Annotated in this window: 22 protein-coding genes and 2 tRNA genes; 19 read left to right on the top strand and 5 right to left on the bottom strand. The window is 57.5% G+C overall.

Features of this window, described 5'->3' with window-relative positions; translation table 11 throughout:
* Window positions 1-5: 5 nt before the first annotated feature.
* Window positions 6-716, bottom strand: coding sequence for a GntR family transcriptional regulator (locus AC2FJE_RS16795; protein WP_282121123.1), 711 nt, complete (start codon window positions 714-716; stop codon window positions 6-8).
* A 137-nt stretch (window positions 717-853) separates the two neighbouring features.
* Here AC2FJE_RS16795 and AC2FJE_RS16800 point away from each other — a divergent pair, with 137 nt between their 5' ends.
* Window positions 854-1,804, top strand: a complete 951-nt coding sequence (locus AC2FJE_RS16800) for a GlxA family transcriptional regulator (protein ID WP_496757330.1) — start codon at window positions 854-856, stop codon at window positions 1,802-1,804.
* Between the two features lie 385 nt (window positions 1,805-2,189).
* On the top strand, window positions 2,190-2,693 hold the full coding sequence (locus AC2FJE_RS16805) for a hypothetical protein (RefSeq protein WP_496757332.1): 504 nt from the start codon (window positions 2,190-2,192) through the stop codon (window positions 2,691-2,693).
* Window positions 2,694-3,023: 330 nt separating this feature from the next.
* Here AC2FJE_RS16805 and AC2FJE_RS16810 read toward each other — a convergent pair.
* Window positions 3,024-3,098, bottom strand: a tRNA-Thr gene (locus tag AC2FJE_RS16810).
* 83 nt (window positions 3,099-3,181) lie between these two features.
* Between AC2FJE_RS16810 and AC2FJE_RS16815 the strand changes: the two genes are divergently transcribed.
* From AC2FJE_RS16815 to AC2FJE_RS16860, 10 genes are all read left to right on the top strand, one after another.
* Entirely contained in the window at window positions 3,182-3,337 is a 156-nt protein-coding gene (locus AC2FJE_RS16815; RefSeq protein WP_199520031.1) for a hypothetical protein, read from the top strand.
* A 6-nt stretch (window positions 3,338-3,343) separates the two neighbouring features.
* Complete coding sequence (murA, locus tag AC2FJE_RS16820) at window positions 3,344-4,612, top strand: UDP-N-acetylglucosamine 1-carboxyvinyltransferase (RefSeq protein ID WP_109312459.1); 1,269 nt, start codon at window positions 3,344-3,346, stop codon at window positions 4,610-4,612.
* On the top strand, window positions 4,609-5,085 hold the full coding sequence (locus AC2FJE_RS16825) for a DUF2948 family protein (RefSeq protein WP_058275388.1): 477 nt from the start codon (window positions 4,609-4,611) through the stop codon (window positions 5,083-5,085). The genes murA and AC2FJE_RS16825 overlap by 4 nt, the downstream gene beginning before the upstream one ends.
* A 43-nt stretch (window positions 5,086-5,128) precedes the next feature.
* Window positions 5,129-5,596, top strand: a complete 468-nt coding sequence (locus AC2FJE_RS16830) for a GNAT family N-acetyltransferase (protein WP_496761196.1) — start codon at window positions 5,129-5,131, stop codon at window positions 5,594-5,596.
* A gap of 60 nt (window positions 5,597-5,656) precedes the next feature.
* The gene (gene hisD, locus AC2FJE_RS16835) at window positions 5,657-6,958 is read left to right on the top strand and encodes a histidinol dehydrogenase (protein ID WP_496761198.1); all 1,302 of its coding nucleotides are present in this window, start codon (window positions 5,657-5,659) and stop codon (window positions 6,956-6,958) included.
* A gap of 121 nt (window positions 6,959-7,079) precedes the next feature.
* Complete coding sequence (locus tag AC2FJE_RS16840; protein WP_496696379.1) at window positions 7,080-7,880, top strand: hypothetical protein; 801 nt, start codon at window positions 7,080-7,082, stop codon at window positions 7,878-7,880.
* A 68-nt stretch (window positions 7,881-7,948) separates the two neighbouring features.
* Window positions 7,949-8,428 (top strand): UPF0262 family protein, encoded by a 480-nt coding sequence (locus AC2FJE_RS16845; protein WP_058279383.1) that lies wholly within the window; start codon window positions 7,949-7,951, stop codon window positions 8,426-8,428.
* A gap of 3 nt (window positions 8,429-8,431) precedes the next feature.
* On the top strand, window positions 8,432-8,884 hold the full coding sequence (locus tag AC2FJE_RS16850; protein WP_058275393.1) for an arsenate-mycothiol transferase ArsC: 453 nt from the start codon (window positions 8,432-8,434) through the stop codon (window positions 8,882-8,884).
* 2 nt (window positions 8,885-8,886) lie between these two features.
* The gene (locus tag AC2FJE_RS16855; protein ID WP_496757348.1) at window positions 8,887-9,285 is read left to right on the top strand and encodes a ketosteroid isomerase-related protein; all 399 of its coding nucleotides are present in this window, start codon (window positions 8,887-8,889) and stop codon (window positions 9,283-9,285) included.
* Window positions 9,278-9,871 (top strand): GNAT family N-acetyltransferase, encoded by a 594-nt coding sequence (locus tag AC2FJE_RS16860; protein ID WP_496761199.1) that lies wholly within the window; start codon window positions 9,278-9,280, stop codon window positions 9,869-9,871. The genes AC2FJE_RS16855 and AC2FJE_RS16860 overlap by 8 nt, the downstream gene beginning before the upstream one ends.
* Window positions 9,872-10,009: 138 nt before the next feature.
* Here the strand turns inward: AC2FJE_RS16860 and AC2FJE_RS16865 are convergent, their stop codons facing one another.
* Complete coding sequence (locus AC2FJE_RS16865; RefSeq protein ID WP_348774900.1) at window positions 10,010-10,423, bottom strand: CHAP domain-containing protein; 414 nt, start codon at window positions 10,421-10,423, stop codon at window positions 10,010-10,012.
* Between the two features lie 443 nt (window positions 10,424-10,866).
* Here AC2FJE_RS16865 and AC2FJE_RS16870 point away from each other — a divergent pair, with 443 nt between their 5' ends.
* The 7 genes from AC2FJE_RS16870 to AC2FJE_RS16900 all read left to right on the top strand — a co-directional run bounded on the left by AC2FJE_RS16870 (window position 10,867) and on the right by AC2FJE_RS16900 (window position 16,240).
* A complete protein-coding gene (locus AC2FJE_RS16870; RefSeq protein ID WP_496761201.1) occupies window positions 10,867-11,742 on the top strand; it encodes a carbon-nitrogen hydrolase family protein in 876 nt (291 codons plus the stop codon).
* Between the two features lie 91 nt (window positions 11,743-11,833).
* A complete protein-coding gene (infA, locus tag AC2FJE_RS16875) occupies window positions 11,834-12,052 on the top strand; it encodes a translation initiation factor IF-1 (RefSeq protein WP_005978431.1) in 219 nt (72 codons plus the stop codon).
* A gap of 11 nt (window positions 12,053-12,063) precedes the next feature.
* The gene (locus AC2FJE_RS16880) at window positions 12,064-12,642 is read left to right on the top strand and encodes a Maf family protein (protein ID WP_058275397.1); all 579 of its coding nucleotides are present in this window, start codon (window positions 12,064-12,066) and stop codon (window positions 12,640-12,642) included.
* Complete coding sequence (locus AC2FJE_RS16885; protein WP_496757358.1) at window positions 12,639-13,661, top strand: ribonuclease E/G; 1,023 nt, start codon at window positions 12,639-12,641, stop codon at window positions 13,659-13,661. The genes AC2FJE_RS16880 and AC2FJE_RS16885 overlap by 4 nt, the downstream gene beginning before the upstream one ends.
* A complete protein-coding gene (locus tag AC2FJE_RS16890) occupies window positions 13,658-13,840 on the top strand; it encodes a DNA gyrase inhibitor YacG (protein ID WP_058275399.1) in 183 nt (60 codons plus the stop codon). The genes AC2FJE_RS16885 and AC2FJE_RS16890 overlap by 4 nt, the downstream gene beginning before the upstream one ends.
* A gap of 79 nt (window positions 13,841-13,919) precedes the next feature.
* Window positions 13,920-13,994, top strand: a tRNA-Phe gene (locus AC2FJE_RS16895).
* A 233-nt stretch (window positions 13,995-14,227) separates the two neighbouring features.
* A complete protein-coding gene (locus AC2FJE_RS16900) occupies window positions 14,228-16,240 on the top strand; it encodes a DEAD/DEAH box helicase (RefSeq protein ID WP_496757362.1) in 2,013 nt (670 codons plus the stop codon).
* A 61-nt stretch (window positions 16,241-16,301) separates the two neighbouring features.
* Here AC2FJE_RS16900 and AC2FJE_RS16905 read toward each other — a convergent pair whose 3' ends face one another.
* Window positions 16,302-17,798, bottom strand: a complete 1,497-nt coding sequence (locus AC2FJE_RS16905) for a class I adenylate-forming enzyme family protein (RefSeq protein ID WP_496761203.1) — start codon at window positions 17,796-17,798, stop codon at window positions 16,302-16,304.
* Entirely contained in the window at window positions 17,795-19,216 is a 1,422-nt protein-coding gene (gene sauS, locus AC2FJE_RS16910) for an acylating sulfoacetaldehyde dehydrogenase (protein WP_496757367.1), read from the bottom strand. Before sauS ends, AC2FJE_RS16905 begins: the two co-directional genes overlap by 4 nt.
* Window positions 19,217-19,251: the final 35 nt, after the last annotated feature.

Genomic DNA, 19,251 nt, shown 5'->3' on the forward strand with positions numbered 1-19,251 from the left:
CGTCCTCATGCAGGTTTCGAAAGGGGCGGGATACCCATCGGGATATCCAGCGCAGCAGGCATCACGAACAATTCGATTTGGTCGCGTGACAGGTTCCAGTGATCCTCGGCCAGCTGCGCAGCCGCCGCCTCATCGCCCGCCTCGATGGCGGCGATGATGGCGTCATGCTGGCGACTTGCTTCAGACAGATTCTCGGTCTTGTGCACGGATTGGGGTCTATAGAAGGTCATCCCGATCCGGGCATGGTCGATCAGCAACCGGTTGAATGATGGCCGCAAGTAGACATTGCCTGACATCTCTCCGGTCACATCATGAAAGCGGTTATTGGCCAGCGCCCGATCTTCGGCGGATCCGGATTGCAACGCAGCCTTGAACGCCTGTTGCGCGTCTTTCAGGTCGTTGATCTGAGTTCGTGTGGCGTTCTGCGCGGCAAGTCGCAAAACCGCGCCATAGACCATGGGTGCAGCCAGAAAGAAGTCACGCAGGGTGGTATAAGACATCTCGGACACCCGGGCACTGCGATTGGTGCGCAAGTCCAGATAGCCTTCGCCCGCCAGTTGCCGGAACACTTCACGCAATGGCGTGCGGGACAGGCCGAAAGCGTCGGACAGATGCGCTTCGTCCAAATCTGTGCCTGGTTGCAGGCGCAGCGTCAGGATCGACACCTTCAGGTGCTCCATCAACTCTGCCTTACGGGATTTGGCGTCGTCTTTCATCCGTTCCTCCAACAGTCGCTGCGCGAATCGTGTCGGCTAATTCGTTCATTCTCTGTATTCTAAAAAAATACAAGTTGTATACAGAAAAGAATCGTGCAGCATAGGGCGTCGACCACGTCAAACTGAAACGGACGTCTATGCGCCAACCCCGTCACATCACTTTCATCCTGATCGAGGAATTCTCGCATCTCGCCTTTTCCTGCGCGGTCGAGCCGCTGCGCATTGCCAACCTCGTCAGCGGTCAAGATCTGTATGAGTGGTCTTTTGTATCCGAACACAGCAAGCAGGCCGTCTGTTCCAACGGGTCGGTGACTTTGGTTCATGGTGGACTGAATGCGCTGCCAAAGACTGACCAGCTGTTCGTGCTGTCAGGTATTCATATGCGCAACCATGTCTCGCGCCCTTTGCTTGCAACCCTGCGGCGCGAGCGGGCGAGAGGTACGGCCATCGGCGCTTTGTGTTCGGGCGCGTGGTTGCTGGCCGAGGCAGGATTTCTGGACGGGATGCAGGCCGCTATTCACTGGGAATACCATGATGCCTTTATGGAAGCCTTTCCCGAAGTGAACCTGGTGCGCAGTGTCTTTGTCGCCGATGAAAAGCACATCACCGCCTCGGGTGGCACGGCGACCGCCGACCTGATGTTGCACCTGATTGAAAGGGACCACGGCGAGGAGTTGTCCATCGCGGTTGCTGACCAGATGGTCTACAACGCCGTGCGCAATGCCACGGCCAAACAGCGCGTGTCCCTTCAATCGCGCAACGGGATGCGTAACGCGCATCTCGCCAAGGCAATTCATATCATGCAGGACTGCATCGAGGCACCGGTTTCCCCATCTGATATTGCCGGGGATCTGGGGATTTCAACGCGCCAGTTGGAACGGCTGTTCGGTAAATACCTCAACACGTCGCCCAAGAAGTACTTTATGGAGCTTCGGCTGGAGCGCGCCCAGAAGCTGTTATTGCAAACCGAGGCATCCGTGACCGAAGTGGCAATGGCCTGCGGGTTCGAAAATCCGGGACATTTTTCGCGCGTTTACCGGTCGAGTTTTGGCGTGACGCCACATGCTCAAAAGAACAAGATAGACTAAGTGATAAGGACGGGGGGAGCGTCTCTGTCCTAAGGCGAGCCTGGCTGAACAGGCGCTCACCCCCTGATCCTGCTTCGTACCCCCTCGTTAAAACTTTACTGGTAAACTGGTCAGCAGGATTGAGTATTCATACATATCGAAGTGGGCATAACTATTACAAGATCGTGTCAGATATGTGTGCTTTTTGTTTAAAACATTAACGTTTGCGGTGTTCACCAGTTGACCAAATGGCTCAAAACAGGCCAACTTATAGGGTGAAATGTATAGACAGACTCTGAAGTTGGCCAAAAAAGACGACAAATCGGGAAATTCTGACCGCAATTCCCATGCCGGCGATGCCGTCAGATTTTATATCTTCATCACAATTTGACGGTGGAGGATATCAATGCACTTGGAAATCGGTAAATCTGACTCCTGCTTCGCCAACGGCGCGGTTTCTCGTGCCAGTCGCGAGCGTCAGATTTGCGATGCGGCCAAATTGGCTGAAGCTGCCTTTTCCGAACTGACCGCTGTTGCGGGTCGCGCGCCGGATATGGCGGCGTCCAACGGTCAGGTTTTTCAGGTGTTCCGTTGGTATTTCTTGTCGGCTTATTGCACGCGACTGCTGACCAACGCCGCCCATCGGCTAGAGCGTCAAACTTTACAGGTCTCGATGGACGTGTTCAGCGCCGTTAGAATGGTCCTGCCGGACACAGAGGTTGAAGCATCCATGGCCCTGGCTCAGGGTGAAGTGACAACACCGGCCGCGGCGCGCTTGAACAAGATCGGATGCCGTGGACATTCTGCGGGCTGGATCGCCGCAAAGCTGAATCAGCAAGGTCGGGACATCCCATCAGAGATCAAGAGCTCGCTTGCGGGCGCATTGTCAGCGTCGGAACGGCGCATTTGACGTGACCGGGGATCCCAGCACGCGCTGGGTAGTTTCGACAAAAAATAATTCAACGCACTGTCGGTTTCTCAATGGGAGAGTCGATCGACAAATTCAAGTTTATCCCGGCAAGTGGGGCTTGCATACGCAAGTCTCACCCCCGTTTGAGGAAGGTTGCATTCATACTCCGGGAACAAGGCGTTGAGCTGAATGGTTCAAAGTAAACTCAACGCGTCACGCGCAATTCGAACCGCGCTATTGGGGCTTGATGCGCCCATGGCACATGCAAGCGGGTACTGGACTGCCATGCTCATAACCGAGCAACGTGTGCATTATTCAATGGAGATTATATGGTGCTGCTGGAGAGAATTGAACTCTCGACCTCTCCCTTACCAAGGGAGTGCTCTACCTCTGAGCTACAGCAGCGCTGTGGGCGGGTGATTAGACTCAAACGAAACGCGGCGCAAGGGTGTCTGGACGGTTTTTTTCGTCTCCTGTAGAGAAAGACAATGGCAGATAAAAATTCACCTAAAAAAGACGGTAAATCCGGGGACGCGCGCGAAGAACGGCTTAAGGCCGCGCTTAAGGCGAATATGGCGCGGCGCAAGGCGCAGGCCAAGGCGCGGGCGGCATCCGAGGACAAGACCGGCAAGGACGAGGGATAAGAGCAGATGGATTCGATTTTGGTAACGGGCAACGGGCCGCTGAACGGTCAGATACCGATTGCGGGGGCCAAGAACGCATGCCTGACGCTGATGCCCGCAACGTTGCTCAGCGAAGAACCGCTGACGCTAACCAATGCACCGCGACTGAGTGACATCAAAACAATGACTGCGCTGTTGCAATCGCTCGGGGCCGAGGTGTCCTCGTTGCAGGATGGTCAGGTGCTGGCGATGTCCAGCCATGATCTGACCAGTCAGACAGCGGATTATGAGATCGTGCGCAAGATGCGGGCGTCCAATCTGGTGCTGGGTCCTTTGCTGGCGCGTTTTGGACAGGCCGTTGTGTCGTTGCCGGGGGGGTGTGCCATCGGTGCGCGGCCGATGGACCTGCATGTCGAAGGTCTTGAGGCGCTGGGCGCCGAGATCGAGCTTAAAGACGGTTACTTGCACGCCAAAGCCCCGGGTGGGCTGAAAGGCGCAGTGCATGAGATGCGCTTTGCCTCGGTGGGCGCAACTGAGAACATCGTTATGGCCGCCACGCTGGCCAAAGGCACGACCGTTCTGAAGAACGCCGCGCGTGAGCCTGAGATTGTTGACCTGGTTGAGTGCCTACGCAAGATGGGTGCGCAAATTTCGGGTGAGGGGACCTCGACCATCGAGATTCAGGGCGTTGATCGCCTGCATGGTGCAACGCATCAGGTGGTGACCGACCGGATCGAACTGGGCACATATATGTTGGCCCCGGCCATGTGCGGCGGTGAAGTTGAGTTGTTGGGTGGTCGGATGGCTTTGGTCGAATCTTTTGCGGCCAAGTTGGATGCGGCAGGAGTGCATGTCGAAGAAACCCCAAATGGCCTGAAGGTCGCCCGTAAGAACGGACGTGTTAACGCTGTGGATGTTGTGACCGAGCCGTTTCCCGGTTTCCCGACGGATTTGCAGGCGCAGATGATGGCGCTGATGTGCACGGCCGAAGGTACCTCGGTTCTGGAAGAACGTATCTTTGAGAACCGCTTCATGCATGCCCCGGAATTGGTGCGCATGGGCGCGAATATTGAAGTGCACGGTGGTACGGCGACCGTGACCGGGGTTGAACGTCTGAAGGGAGCGCCCGTGATGGCGACGGATTTGCGGGCCTCAGTCTCGTTGATTCTGGCCGGAATGGCGGCTGAAGGGGAAACGACAGTCAGTCGGGTCTATCATCTGGACCGCGGATATGAACATGTGGTGCGTAAGCTGGAAGGCGTGGGCGCAAAGATTGAACGGATCAAAGGCCAATGACAGATGCAAGTTTCGAAGACGGACGCGAAGCCCCACTGAATCTGGGGGCCGAGGATGCTGATGACCTTCAGGTGATTTCGACCCTGGCGCAGGATGCGATTTTCCCAATCACCGAGATGACGTGGCGGCCCTCTGAGCGTCGCTTTGGCCTGTTGCTGAACCGGTTCCGCTGGGAAGACAAGGATGCTGCCGCCCGCCGCGACCGCCCGTTTGAACGGGTACAGTCGGTTCTGGTTTTCGATTCAGTGCTGTCTGTGGCGAGCCAGGGGGTCGAACGCGGCGACAAGGAAATGGTGATGTCCCTGCTGTCGATTGATTTCGAAGCGGGCGAAGACGGTGCCGGGCAGATCATGCTGACACTGGCCGGAGACGGTACGATCCGCTTGTCGGTCGAGGCGCTGGATGTCACCCTCAAGGACGTGACCCGACCGTATCAGGCCCCATCCGGTCAGGCACCGCACCATCCGGAATAAGCGCGGCATAGCGCAGGCATTCACCGGACCCCCACAGGGTTTGGTGCTGCGCCGTGCGACCGTTTTCGACGTGTTCGATCTGAGCCGTGTTCTGATCCGGTCAATTACCGACCTTTGCACGGCGGACCATCAGGATGATCCTGAGGTGATCGCGCAATGGGTCGCAAACAAGGATCTGGAGACGATCAGAGGCTGGATCAGGAACGGGGCACAAATCTGGCTTGCCGAGAATAACGGGCAGCCTGCAGCCGTTGGTGGGCTGACCGAAGCCGGAGAAATCACCCTGTTGTATATCGATCCCGATCATACCGGTTGCGGTATTGGCGGCGCTTTGTTGAAGACGCTTGAGCAGGAACTTATCGCCTTTGGCTGTACCGAGGGACGGCTTGAAGCCACCCAAACGGCACAGGGTTTCTATGTGCGGCACGGCTGGGAAGCCACCGGAAGATGCAGTCAGCGCAATGACGTGTCCTGTCTGAGTATGCGCAAATCGCTGCACCTACAGGACTGAGGGTTGAGGCCGGTCCATCTGGGCGGTATGTCCCGATCAAACGCTCCGGAGTGCCAGTACATGCCTGTTTTCCTCGACACGACGTCGTCTGAATTCGAGACCGCCTTCAAAACACTATTGTCCGCCAAGCGCGAGGACAGCCCGGATGTGGACGCCGTTGTCGCCGGGATTATCGATGACGTGCGGAAACGTGGCGATGCGGCGGTGATCGAGCTGACCGCCAAGTTTGACCGACTGGAGCTGACGCCCGAAACAATGGCCTTCAGCGCTGAAAAGATCACCGAGGCTGTGGATCAGGTCTCGTCCGAAGATCGGGCTGCTTTGGAATTGGCCGCTGAGCGCATCAGATCCTATCACGAAAAGCAGTTGCCAGAGGATCACGAGTGGACAGATTCGTCGGGCGCAATGCTGGGTTGGCGTTGGTCTGCTGTGTCGGCTGCCGGTCTCTACGTGCCCGGCGGGCTGGCATCGTACCCGTCTTCCGTGCTGATGAACGCAATCCCCGCGAAGGTCGCTGGGGTTGAGCGTCTGGCCATTGCCGTGCCGACACCGGACGGGCAAGTGAACCCGTTGGTCCTGCTGGCGGCGCAGCTTTCCGGTGTGGACACGATCTATCGTATTGGCGGGGCACAGGCGATTGCCGCACTGGCCTATGGCACCGACACAATTGCAGCGGTCGACAAGATCACGGGTCCGGGCAACGCATTTGTAGCCGCCGCCAAGCGCCGCGTATTCGGGAAGGTTGGCATCGACATGATTGCAGGCCCGTCCGAGATTCTGGTCATCGCCGACAAGGAGAACGATCCCGACTGGATCGCACTGGACCTTCTTAGCCAGGCAGAACATGACGAAAGCGCGCAATCGATCCTGATTACAGATGACGCAGGATTTGGACAGGCTGTCGCCAAAGCCGTCGACAAACGCCTGGAAACCCTGCAGCGCCGCGCCATCGCGGGCGCAAGCTGGCGTGATTTTGGCGCGATAATCACCGTACGTGATTTGGACGAGGCGGCGGCATTGTCGAACCGCATCGCGCCCGAACACCTGGAGCTGTGCGTGGCGGACCCAGTGGCGCTGAGCGCTAAGACTGTCCACGCCGGGGCCATCTTCTTGGGCCAGTACACACCGGAGGCCATTGGCGATTATGTCGGTGGTCCCAATCACGTGCTGCCAACAGCGCGTTCGGCCCGCTTCTCCTCTGGTCTCAGTGTGATGGATTTCCTCAAGCGCACGACACTCAGCCAAATGACACCAGAAGCCCTGCGTGCGATTGGACCCGCAGCCGAGCAGCTGGCCCACTCCGAAAGCCTTGAGGCGCATGGACTTTCAGTAACGGCGCGGTTGAAGCGACTGAACGGCTAAATCCTTATGGCCTAAGGGTCACACCCGCCGCGAACCTGCACGGATTATGTAGGTAGGGACTTGAAACAACCGGTTGTTCAACGGCGCCTTGACAGAAGGGCCTGACAAATAGGAGCCAGACTTGGAACGCGTGGCAACACTCTGGATCGGCAAGCGGTTTAGTTTTCTGGAGCATTTGTGCCTGAAATCCTTCGCGGATGTGGACCAGAAGCCGATCGTCTACCACTATGGCGACCTAGAGGATATTCCGGACTACATTGAGGCGCGCGACGCACGCGAAATTTTTGATACGTCCGAGATTTACCGTGATCCAATCACCCGATCCGTTGCCGTTCATGCGGATCTGTTCCGCCTGAAACTTATGCAGGATACGGACTATATCTGGGTGGATGCCGATGCCTATGCGAACAGACCGTTCGAGACGAACCAGGGCTACCTGTTCCCGCAAGGGAACCGTAACAAACAACGGTTGATGAATGGCGTCCTGGCCTTTCCATCTGGAAGCCTAGCGTTAAAGCAGATGTGCGAATTTGCATTCGAAAGCGATCTTGTTCCGCCCTGGTGGCCGGAAGATCAGCAACAAGCCTACCTGCGTATCTTTGGAAAATCCACGTATTGGAGTTTGCCCCTGTTTAGCCTGGGGCCTCCAATGCTGTATTACTATGTCTCTAGAAGCGACGAGAATTCGATGGCAACGCCGCGAACCGAATTGTATTCAATTCCGCCGCGCTTCCGTGCTTTGTGGAACGACCCAGATATCTCAAAGCTGGATTTTCTCGAGTGGCAGGACAAGATGTCGATCCACTTTTATGGATCATGGTTCCGTCGGATGTTTTCAGGCGTAAAGAGCTTCAATGAAGGCTCTCTGATCGATCAGCTTCTGAAAAACCATCAAATCGACCCTGCGGAGCATCCGATTTGATCTGCTCTTGCGTTGTTCATCATTTTTAATTGCGATAAGTCTGTCCCGACCTGAACGGACCACGCATTATGACTCGTATCTCGCACATCGAACTAGATGACCGAAACCTGCCACCGCCGACCCCCGAAATCGAGCAGGAGCGTAAGGTTGCGATCTATGATCTACTGGAAGAAAACAGCTTTGCGCTGCCTGTACGCGATGACCGTGTCGTGCCCGACGGACCGTACCGTGTGCAGCTATCGATCCGCGACAAACGGCTGGTCTTCGACATCGCCACAGAGGCTGAGGAAAAGGCGGCAGAGTTTCATCTGTCACTGGGGCCGTTTCGCCAGGTGGTCAAAGATTACTTTCAGATCTGCGAAAGCTATTTCAACGCGGTAAAGACCCTGCCGCCCAGCCAGATCGAAACCATCGACATGGCCCGTCGCGGCATCCACAACGAAGGCAGCCGCGTTTTGCAAGAACGTCTTGAAGGTAAGGCTGACATCGACACCGATACCGCACGCCGTTTGTTCACGCTGATCTGCGTGCTGCATTTCGGGGGCTGACGCGTGAAGCCTTTGCCGCAGTCGGTCCTGTTTTGTTGCGACCATAACGCGGTTCGGTCCCCTATGGCCGAAGGGCTCATGAAAAAGTTCTACGGCACCGGCACCTACGTACAATCCGCCGGTGTGCGAAATGACCTTGAGATTGACGGGTTCTGCATCGCGGTTTGCCAAGAAGTCGGCGTTGAACTGTCCCGTCACCGGTCACGCTCGTTTGATGAAATGCAGGAATGGGGCGACGACCTAAGCTCGTTCGACCTGATCGTTGCGTTGTCGCCGGCCAGTCAACGCCAGGCTCTGGAATTGACGCGCATTTTTCACTTGGATGTCGATTATTGGCCAATAATGGACCCTACCGGACTGGGCGAAAGCCGCGCGGACAAGTTAATTCACTACCGACAGACCCGCGACCAGATCATTCAGCATCTGAAAGGCCGCTGGGGCGAACCTACGGAGTGACCATGAACCAGACCGTCAAAACCTATTTCGACGCTTTCAACGCCGGTGACGTCGACGGCATGTTGGCCTGCCTGTCCGATGATGTGGCGCATCACGTGAACGAAGGCCAGATCCGCACCGGTAAGGAAAAATTCACGGCCTTTTGCGCCCATATGAACCACTGCTACAAGGAACACCTAACGGATATCGTGGTGTTTGAGGCCGCAGGCGGTACTCGTGCTGCGGCAGAGTTCACTGTGAACGGCACCTATCTGGAAACCGACGAAGGTCTGCCCGATGCGCATGGCCAGACCTATCGCCTGCCGGCCGGATCGTTCTTTGACCTGAAGGATGGCAAGATCACCCGCGTCACCACCTTTTACAACCTTGCCGACTGGACCAAGCAGGTTTCAAATGGCTGAGGTCACGTCTGTTCGTTCCCTGACCGGGGCGGCGCTGACGGATGCCTTGGACGACGTGGCGCGTTTGCGGATCCAGGTGTTTCGGGCGTGGCCATATCTGTATGACGGCGACATAAAATACGAGCGGAAGTACCTTCAGTCCTACCGGGACAGCGATAGGGCTATCGTGGTCGGGGCATTTGATAGAGACCGCCTGATAGGCGCTTCGACCGGTGCCCCACTGACCGACCACGCTGATGATTTCGCTGCCGCCTTTGATGGCTCTGGTCTGGATCTGAACGAAGTCTTCTATTGCGCCGAGTCTGTCCTTTTATCGGATTATCGAGGGCAGGGAGTTGGCCATAAGTTCTTTGACCTTCGCGAGGAACACGCACGCAAGCTGGGCTTCAGAAAATGCGCCTTTTGCAGCGTGCAGCGCCCTGTTGATCACCCGATGCGTCCGGAAAACTATCGCCCCCTGGATGCCTTCTGGCACGCGCGTGGATACGAACCGCTACGTGGTGTGATCGCGCAGTTTTCTTGGAAGGATGTTGGCGAAGAGGGCGAAACAGCAAAGCGACTGCAGTTTTGGATGCGGGATTTATAGATAGTTTTCTGTTCTCTGTGGACGATATCGACGTTCTGCATCCCCGCGCAAACGGTAAGTGCCCGCGATTCACGGCCGAAGCAGGAAACGCTCGTGGCGCATTCCGATGCCTCGCGGTGGACGCGAAGAGAAACTGAGCTACCCGTCATCTTTCGGATAGATAAACCCGTTCACTGGGTAGAAATTGCCATACCGGCCCGGTTGGGTTTCAACACGGACCAAGGTCCAATCATTGCGTTTGGATACGTCCCTGACGCCCATTTTCAACGATACCTTGTTTCGGAGCCAGTTGGCGTGATTCACAATAACTTCCCGGTCCGTGACAATATCCGACACGACAGCCACATGACCCAGGGGCATTCCGCGGGTTGCCCGAAACGACATCACAGCACCGACAGCTGGTTCATTGCCGCGTTCAAATGTACTGCGCGCCCTTCCCCACCAATCCTTGGCGTTGCCACGAATTTGGATGCCGCTGAGGTTCCGTGCGTAGGGAACGCACCACACCCTTTGCCCCCGGGCTTGCTTTTGCGCGACCTCCCGCAAAGCCATTGACTGACGTTCCGGATTGAGGTCTGCATCGGTTGGACGCTCGGAGCAGGCGGAGACAAGACAAAAAACACCCACCGCAATCGCGGTTCGGGCGGTGCCGGACAGGCGCGGCCAAATCGTATTTGTTTTGTAGGTGCTGTATTCCAAGACGCTTCATTGCCGGTTCGAAGACTAACGGGGTTCTACGATGGTTTGACCGAAAATGAAAAGGGGCTTGCCAATTCTCCCGCAAGATTTTGCCAGTTCCCTGTGCCGTTGTTAACCCAATGGCTGAACTGGAAGACGCATATGCACTCGTTGTGATAGATGTTGCGCTTGAAAAAGAAGTCGGCACTGAGCCCACAGTGGAGTTGTTCATTCAATACACATGTTGACAGGATGGGGCTATACAGACCGCGAACTCACACTTAAATTCGCCCGAGTTTGGACCGCAAGGATAGCCCATGAAAGTCGCTACTGCCGCCTATAACCTCGATTGGCTCGACAGCTGGGCGCAGTATGAAGACAAGCTGGACCGCTGGGTCTCAGACGCCGCGGGGCAGGGGGCGGACCTGCTGGTTTTTCCTGAATATGGCGCGATGGAGCTGTCTACGCTCGACGGGGCCGAGGTGGCGGGTGATCTGGAGCGGTCGATCCACGCGGTCTCGGATCGGATGGCGGATGTGCGAAATCTGCACCGGCGCCTCGCGCAGGAGTACAAGACGTACATTTTGGGCGCATCGGCCCCGGTTGTGGATGGCCCTGGTCGACCTTTGAACCGGGCTGCATTCTATGCCCCAGATGGCAAACAGGACCACCAGGACAAACAGATCATGACCCGGTTCGAACGCGAGTCGTGGGATATTGCCCCTGGCGGCCCACTGAAACTGTTCGATACTGCGCTGGGCAAAATCGGGGTGCTGATCTGTTACGATAGTGAGTTCCCGCTGTTGGGTCGTGCTCTCAGCGAGGCAGACCTTATCCTTGTCCCATCCTGCACCGAGGCGTTGTCAGGCTATTGGCGGGTGCGTATCGGCGCGATGTCCAGAGCATTGGAAAATCAATGCGTTACGGTGATGTCGTCCCTGGTGGGCGCTAATGATTGGTCCGAAGCCGTTGATCTGAACACCGGCACTGGCGGTATATTTGGTCCACCGGACAAGGGCTTTCCCGCGACCGGAGTGCTGGCCGAAGGCACCCTGAACCAACCCGGCTGGACTTATGCTGAAGTCGACATGTCGGCCATCGCCTGTGTGCGTTCCGATGGCCATGTCCTCAACCGAACTCATTGGGATGAGCAATCACCCCGAGTCGATTCGGTCACAATATCCGCCCTATAGGTGATTCCGCCCTTGAAATAGGGCCAAAATAGGCTCATTTAAGCGCACATCCCCGCAGATTCTGCGGGTGCAACTTAAATGTGGAGACAACATGGCCAAGGAAGATACGCTCGAATTTCCCGGTGTCGTGAAGGAACTCCTGCCTAATGCGACGTTTCGGGTCGAGCTGGAAAACGGCCATGAGATCATCGCACATACGGCAGGCAAGATGCGCAAGAACCGCATCCGTGTTCTGGCCGGCGACAAAGTTCAGGTCGAGATGACCCCCTATGATCTGACCAAGGGTCGGATCAACTACCGCTTCAAGTAACGCCTGCCGCAATGGCGTTTATCTTAGGATCGGGCAGCCCAAGGCGGCTGGACCTGTTGGCCCAGCTTGGCGTGCAGCCCGATGCCATCCGTGCACCCGACATTGATGAAACGCCGCTGAAAGGTGAGCTGCCGGTGCCCTATTGCAATCGCATTACACGGGCAAAAGTGCAGGCGGTACAGGCCGATGGCGACGATGTAACTCTTTGTGCGGATACCACTGTCGCACTGGGTCGCCGTATTCTTGGAAAACCGGAAGACGCGGGCCAGGCGGCTGAATTCCTGCATGCTTTGTCCGGTCGACGGCACCGCGTAATCACCTCGGTCGCTGTACGGCGCGGGGTCCGCGTTCTGCAACGTGATGTGGTGTCTCAGGTCAAGGTCAAACGCCTGTCAGACGTCGAAATCAACGCTTACCTGGCGACCGGAGACTGGCAGGGCAAAGCAGGCGCTTACGCCATTCAAGGCCCCGCCGGGGCATTCATCCCGTGGATTTCTGGTTCGTTTACCGGCATCGTGGGGCTCCCCCTGTCCGAGACTGCCGCGCTTTTGCAAGGCATCGGCTATCCCCTGTATCGTGAGGTGTCATGAAGGGTCGAACCATTGTTCTGGATCACATCGAAAACCGCGAAGCTGCCGCCCTTATGGTCGACGGTCAGCTGGACGATTTCCTGATTGCAGCTGACGCGTCCGCGCCGGGTACGATTTACCGTGCCCGTGCCGACCGACCGGTCAAAGGGCAGGGCGGCATGTTCCTGACCACACCTGACGGTCCGGCCTTTCTACGACAGATCAAAGGGCTCGCACCCGGTGCACTGATGTTGGTTCAGGTGACGGGCTATGCCGAACCCGGTAAGGCGTTGCCAGTGACCGATCGGGTTCTGTTCAAAAGCCGCTATGCGATTGTCACGCCTGATGCGCCCGGTTTGAATATCTCACGTTCCATCCACGACGAAGATGAGCGTGACCGCCTTCTTGAAATCGCTCATGAGAGCATGGAGGGCAGCAGCCATGGCCTGATCCTGCGGTCCTGTTGTGAGGGCGAAGGTGCGGCTGAAATCGCCGAAGATATCGGCGCGATGCTGGCCCATGCGGATCAGGTTTTGAACGATCCGGGAACTGAGCCCGAGCTGCTGCTGGAAGGTGACGGGCCCCATGTTCTGGCCTGGCGCGACTGGACCGACCCGGCTGAGGTTGTGACGCAGCCGGGCAGTTTCGAAACGCATGGCGTATTGGATGCATTGGACGTGGCGCGTGGTATTTCCGAGCCACTGCCCGGAGGCGGGTATCTATATATTCAGCCCACCCGGGCCTTGGTCGCTGTGGATGTCAACACCGGGTCCGACACGTCGATGGCAGGCGGAACCAAGGTCAATTTTGCCTGTGCCAAGGGGCTTGCCCGTGCCTTGCGCGTTCGCGGTCTTGGGGGGCAAATCACTCTGGACCTAGCACCAATGCCTAAAAAGGATCGCCGTGGGTTCGAGGCCTCTCTGCGCGCTGCGTTGAAGGCAGATTCGGTCGAAACCACGCTGGCAGGTTGGACCCCTCTTGGCCACTACGAGCTACAGCGCAAACGCGGCCGTATCCCGTTGTCGGAAGTGCTGAAATGAGCTGCCCGATCTGCGCAGAAAAGTCTGTAACCGAGTTTCGGCCATTCTGTTCGAAGCGGTGTGCTGATATTGATCTGGCCAAGTGGCTGAACGGGTCCTACGCGGTTCCATCGCAGCGGGAAGAGGACGTTGAAACAGAAGTTTCCGATCCCGAACCAGAGCAACAACGTCCACATTGAAAAAATGTGAAAAAGCCTCTGGACACTGCCTGTAGCAAGTCATAGAAGGCCTCCACCCAACGGTAAACGCCGTTCCCGTGCCCGGGTAGCTCAGGGGTAGAGCAGTGGATTGAAAATCCTCGTGTCGGTGGTTCGATTCCGCCCCCGGGCACCACTTTATCTGGTAAAGTATTGGTTTCGCATCGGCTTTTGACAGTTGGCTGAAACTGCAGACAAGTTCATCAAAAGATACCTACGTGACCGGCGGTTTTTTACTTCGGTCACCACAAAAGACACGGCTATACATTGCCAGCGACTCCCGTTAAGAGGCGGTCTTTAACCTTGGAAGATGCGCTGATTGCAATACCGCAAGGCACGTATCCCCCGGCTGATACAAAGAACACCACCGTGAAACAGACCATCGCAGATGCGCTTGCCCGCAAGGGTTACGATACTTTGACACAAGTCCAGCAGGCCGTGACACAGCCCGAGCTGGAAGGGCGCGATATGTTGGTTTCGGCGCAAACCGGATCGGGAAAAACCATCGGGTTCGGGTTGGCGATCGCACCACAGTTGCTGGGCGAAGATGAGACGTTCGGGGCGTCCGGCGCGCCGTTGGCTTTGGTGGTTGCGCCAACGCGGGAACTGGCCATGCAGGTCAAGCGCGAGCTGACCTGGCTGTACTCGGATGCTGGTGCGTTTCTGGCCTCGTGTGTTGGTGGCATGGATATGCGTGATGAACGCCGGGCTCTGGCGCGTGGGGCGCATATTGTTGTCGCAACGCCGGGTCGCCTGCGCGATCATATCATGCGTGGTTCCATTGATCTGACCGCGATCCGGGCTGTGGTTCTGGACGAAGCCGATGAAATGCTGGACCTTGGATTTCGCGAGGATCTTGAGTTCATCCTGGATGAAACTCCGGCAGAGCGGCAAACGTTGCTGTTCTCGGCTACAGTCCCGCGCGCCATTGCTAGCCTGGCAACGCGCTATCAGCGCGATGCCGAGCGGGTGAGCACGGTCAGCGAGAAAACCCAACATGCTGATATCGAATATCGTGCGATGATGGTGGCGCCGCGGGACGGGGATAACGCGATCATCAATGCACTGCGGTATTACGAAGCCCCAAATGCTATCGTTTTCTGTAACACCCGCGCGATGGTGTCGCGGCTGACCACGCGGCTTTCCAACCGCGGGTTTTCGGTGGTGGCACTGTCTGGTGAGCTGACGCAGAGTGAACGCTCTAACGCGTTGCAGTCGATGCGCGATGGGCGTGCGAGGGTATGTGTGGCGACAGATGTCGCGGCGCGCGGGATTGATTTGCCGAACCTCGATCTGGTGATCCATGCTGAATTGCCTAACAGTCACGAGACGCTATTGCATCGCTCTGGACGCACGGGCCGGGCAGGGCGAAAGGGCGTCAGCGCCCTGGTGGTCGAACCGTCATCGCGGAAAAAGGCTGAGCGTATTCTGAAGTTCGCAAAGCTCACGGCGGATTGGGGCGTCGCCCCGTCTTCGGATGAGGTGAACGAGCGAGATCAGACGCGGATGCTCGCCTCTGATGACTGGCAAGTCGAAGTTACCGAAAGCGAACGGGACGCGGTTCGGCACCTGGTTGAAAAATTTACCCCTGAGCAAATAGCAGCAGCGTATCTACGTCAGTATAAATTGCGCCATTCAGCACCGGAAGAGTTGGCCCCGGTTACGGCGGACCGCCCCAAACCCCGCGCCGCCTTTGGTCCGAGCGTTTGGTTTTCCTTGTCTGAAGGTCGCAACCAAAATGCTTCGCCGCGCCATTTGCTGCCGATGATCTGCAAGGCCGGTGATCTGACCAAAGACGATATCGGTGCGATCCGGATTGCCGATGATGTGTCTTACGTCGAGATCCGCGAAGCCAGTGTTGCGGGCTTTCTGGCGGCTGTTGGACCGGGTATGAAAATCGAAGGTTCGAAAGACGTTGTGCGCTTGGATGGCGCGCCTGACGTGCCAGCGTTTGAGCGTCCAAGGTCCAACCGCCCACCCAAGGGTAAACCGCGCCCGCGCAAAGGGGACACCACCCCCGTTGATTGGAACGATGCCCCGACGCCCCGTAACCGCAAACCCAAGCCCGAAGATCGCAAGCCCAGTAAAGCAGCGGAACGCGGTTTCAAACAGACCCGATCAAAAGAACATGGCTCGACACCGCACCGCGACTCGTCACTGAGCGAGCCGGATGTTAAATTCACGGCAACGAGCGCAAAGAAGAAAACCCACAAAACGCCCGCTAACAAGAGCAAAGACGGAAGCGTAAAGCCCGGCGGTAAATCTACCAAAGGCCTGCCGCCGCCCAAGGGAAAACCCAGCAGCAAGAAAAATCGCGCCCGCGCTGCGACCGCGAAACCGGGAAAAGGTGGAGACGCCTTGCCGAAACGGCGCAAGACTTAGCGCCGTTCAATGCACGGGGTCGGCCCCGGCTGCGCGCCAGCGGTCATAGTCCCGCTAGTGCTCAGCCCTGATCGTCAACGATTTCGAGTATCCGGTTGCGCTGAATCTTACCCGATGGCCCCTTTGGCAGATCATGCAGGATGTGAACCTCGTCAGGGGATTTGAACCGACCCAGCTTGGTCTCACAAATCTCTAATAGGGTAAGCGGCGTCAGTTCGGACCCGTCCCGGATTTTGACAGCGGCCTCGACGGTTTCGCCGTAGCTGCGGCAGGGACGTGCAAAGGCTGCGGCTTCGACAACGTCGGGGTGGGAATAAAGTGCCTCGTCGATCTCACGCGGGGCGATGTTCTCGCCGCCTTTGATGATCAGCTCTTTCAGGCGGCCGGTGACATAGACATACCCATCCTCATCCATACGCGCCAGATCGCCGGTGCGAAGCCATCCATCGGCAGTAAACGTGCCTTCGGTCGCATCCGGATCCTTAAGGTATTCAAGCATCACGTTCGGGCCGCGTATGACCAGCTCACCCTCGGTTCCGTGTGGGACGGGCTGTTGGTTTGCATCTCGGATCGCAGCGTCGTTTCCATAGGCAACACCAGGTGAGCCGATCTTGCGCACACCCGGCGGAAGTGGGTTCGAAAGGATCTGCGCGGCGGTTTCGGTGAGGCCCATGGTTTCGACGATGGGAACGTCGAACCGTTCTTCGAAAGCCCGTTGTACGTCCGGTGCCAGCGCAGATGAGGCAGAGCGCCCGAACCGCAACCGCTGACGGGTTTGGATGTCCGGGTTGGTGTCGGATTGCAGCAAATGAGAGATGATGGTCGGGACTACCGAAAACCAAGTTGCCTCAGTTTTTCCAAGATTGTCCCAGAACCGGCTGGCCGAAAACCGTTCGCACATAGCCAGGGACCCGCCTGAAACTAGGGTTCCCATCACAGTCACACAAAGACCGTTGATGTGATAGATCGGCAGGACGCAGAAACCGCGATCCGTGGCGGTCAGTTCATGTGCGACAGCGGTGGTCCAGCCGCCTGCCAAAAGGCTGGAATGGGTATGAACGACGCCCTTTGGTCTGCCGGTTGTTCCTGAGGTGTACATGAGCAGAGCATGGTCGTCGGGCGTCAGGTGATAAAGCTGGGTATCCGCGGCACCAGCATCGTCGATCTGCAAAGGCTTGGTCACGGTAGGGTCGGCTGTTCGGCCGAACAACTCGGCTTGATCCGGGTGCACGAAGGCAAAGCGCGCGCCGCTGTGTTCAAGGGCGTAGGCCACGGCACTGTCGCCAGCGACAAGATTGATCATGGTCGCCCGGAATCCGCCATAAAGAACGCCAAACAATGTGATAAGCGCTTCGCGGCAATTGGGATAGACAAGGGCGACGCTTTCGCCTTTTTGCGCCCCAAGGCTGGTCAACATACCTGCTACGTTTCTGGCCGAGCCGCGCAGTTCAGCCCAGCTCAGATCCTGGGCGCCATCGGAAAAAACAAACCCGGTTCCGCCCTGATCGGCTCTCAGGTCCAGCCAATCGCGGACCGTTCCTTTGGGCGGTTCCATCATTGGCCAGCCTCCCTCCAGTACGCGCCGAATATATCCTCGAGTGCGGGTTCGCGTGGGGCTATTTCACGCACAATTTTGGTGGTCTGGACGAAGTGCCGCCAATGCAGGTTGGTATCGATAGAGTTTCCGCCCCAACTGCCGCATCCCATAGACAGAGAGAAAGGCATTCCGTTGGTGAAGCTGCCGCCGGTGGCAAAGGTATGGGCCTGGTTCACGATAACCCGGCAGGTGGGTAACTCTCGGCCCAACTCAATGGCGCGCGCGTCGTCGCTGGTGTGGAGGCCGACCGAATGTCCGGCACCTTGATGGGCCAGGACACGCGCTGCGGTCGCCTTGGCAGCCGCATAGTCCGACGCCCGGTACAGCGCCAGAACGCGGCTCAGCTTCTCCCCAGACAGAGGATGATCGGGACCGATCCCATCGGTCTCTACTGCCAGAAACTTCGTGCCGTCGGGTGCTTTGTCTGCCATCCCCAACGCATCAAGCGTCTTGCCGGCATCCTGAGCGATCGCCGATCGGTTGAGGTGCCCGTCCGGCCAGAGACGTGCAATGATCCCTGCGGCATCGGAAGCAGGGACCAGCGCACCGCCTTCGGCCGCCATTGCTGCGACGAAGTCGTCATAGACTGCGTCCACCACCACAACCGCGTTCTCGGACGAGCACGAAGTCGCATTATCAAAACACTTTGACGCTGTGATCTTGGCCGCGGCCGCCGACAGATCGGCGGTTTCATCGACAATCACGATGACATTGCCCGCACCGACCGCGACGGCCGGTGTGCCGCAGGACTGGGCCCGGTGGACGTTGTTCTGGCTGCCGGTGCAGATCACCCGATCCGAGGTCTCCATCAGCCGTTGGGTTTTGGCCTTTGACCCCGGCGCGGGGATCATCTGAACCAGATCCCGATCCAGACCCAGCTTGTCAAACTCCGCGTGGATGAAGCTTAACAGCGTCTCACAGGATGCGACGCCCTTGGGCGAGGGGGCGACGACGATGGCGTTACCACCTTTGAGAGCGTTAATAATGTTGTTGGCCGGTGTTGCGGCCGGATTGGTCGAAGGAACCACCGCGCCTACGACGCCGATCGCACGGGCGATTTCTGTAATGCCTGTTTCAGGATCGTCGCTGATGATTCCGTATGTCTTTGCTTCGGCAATGTCGCGCAAAAGACCCAGAGTTTTGCGGTGGTTCTTAGTAATCTTGTCGGGGACATTGCCCAGTCCGGTGGTTTCAACCGCTAGTTCTGCCAGTGCCTGGTTGCGAGTGGGTTCCATGATCGCCCAACCTGCCGCCAGCGCCGCCTTGTCATAGAGCGCCTGACTGCCTGTAGCCTCATAGGCAGCCTGAGCCTTGCGCGCATGTGCCACGATCCGGTCCACTTCGGCGATTTCGGGGGCTATGTCGTTTGGAGCGTTCATTTTGGTCCTCGATTGGTTGTCCGGGACGGGGTCTA

The organism is Ruegeria sp. CDSC002 (assembly GCF_059610905.1).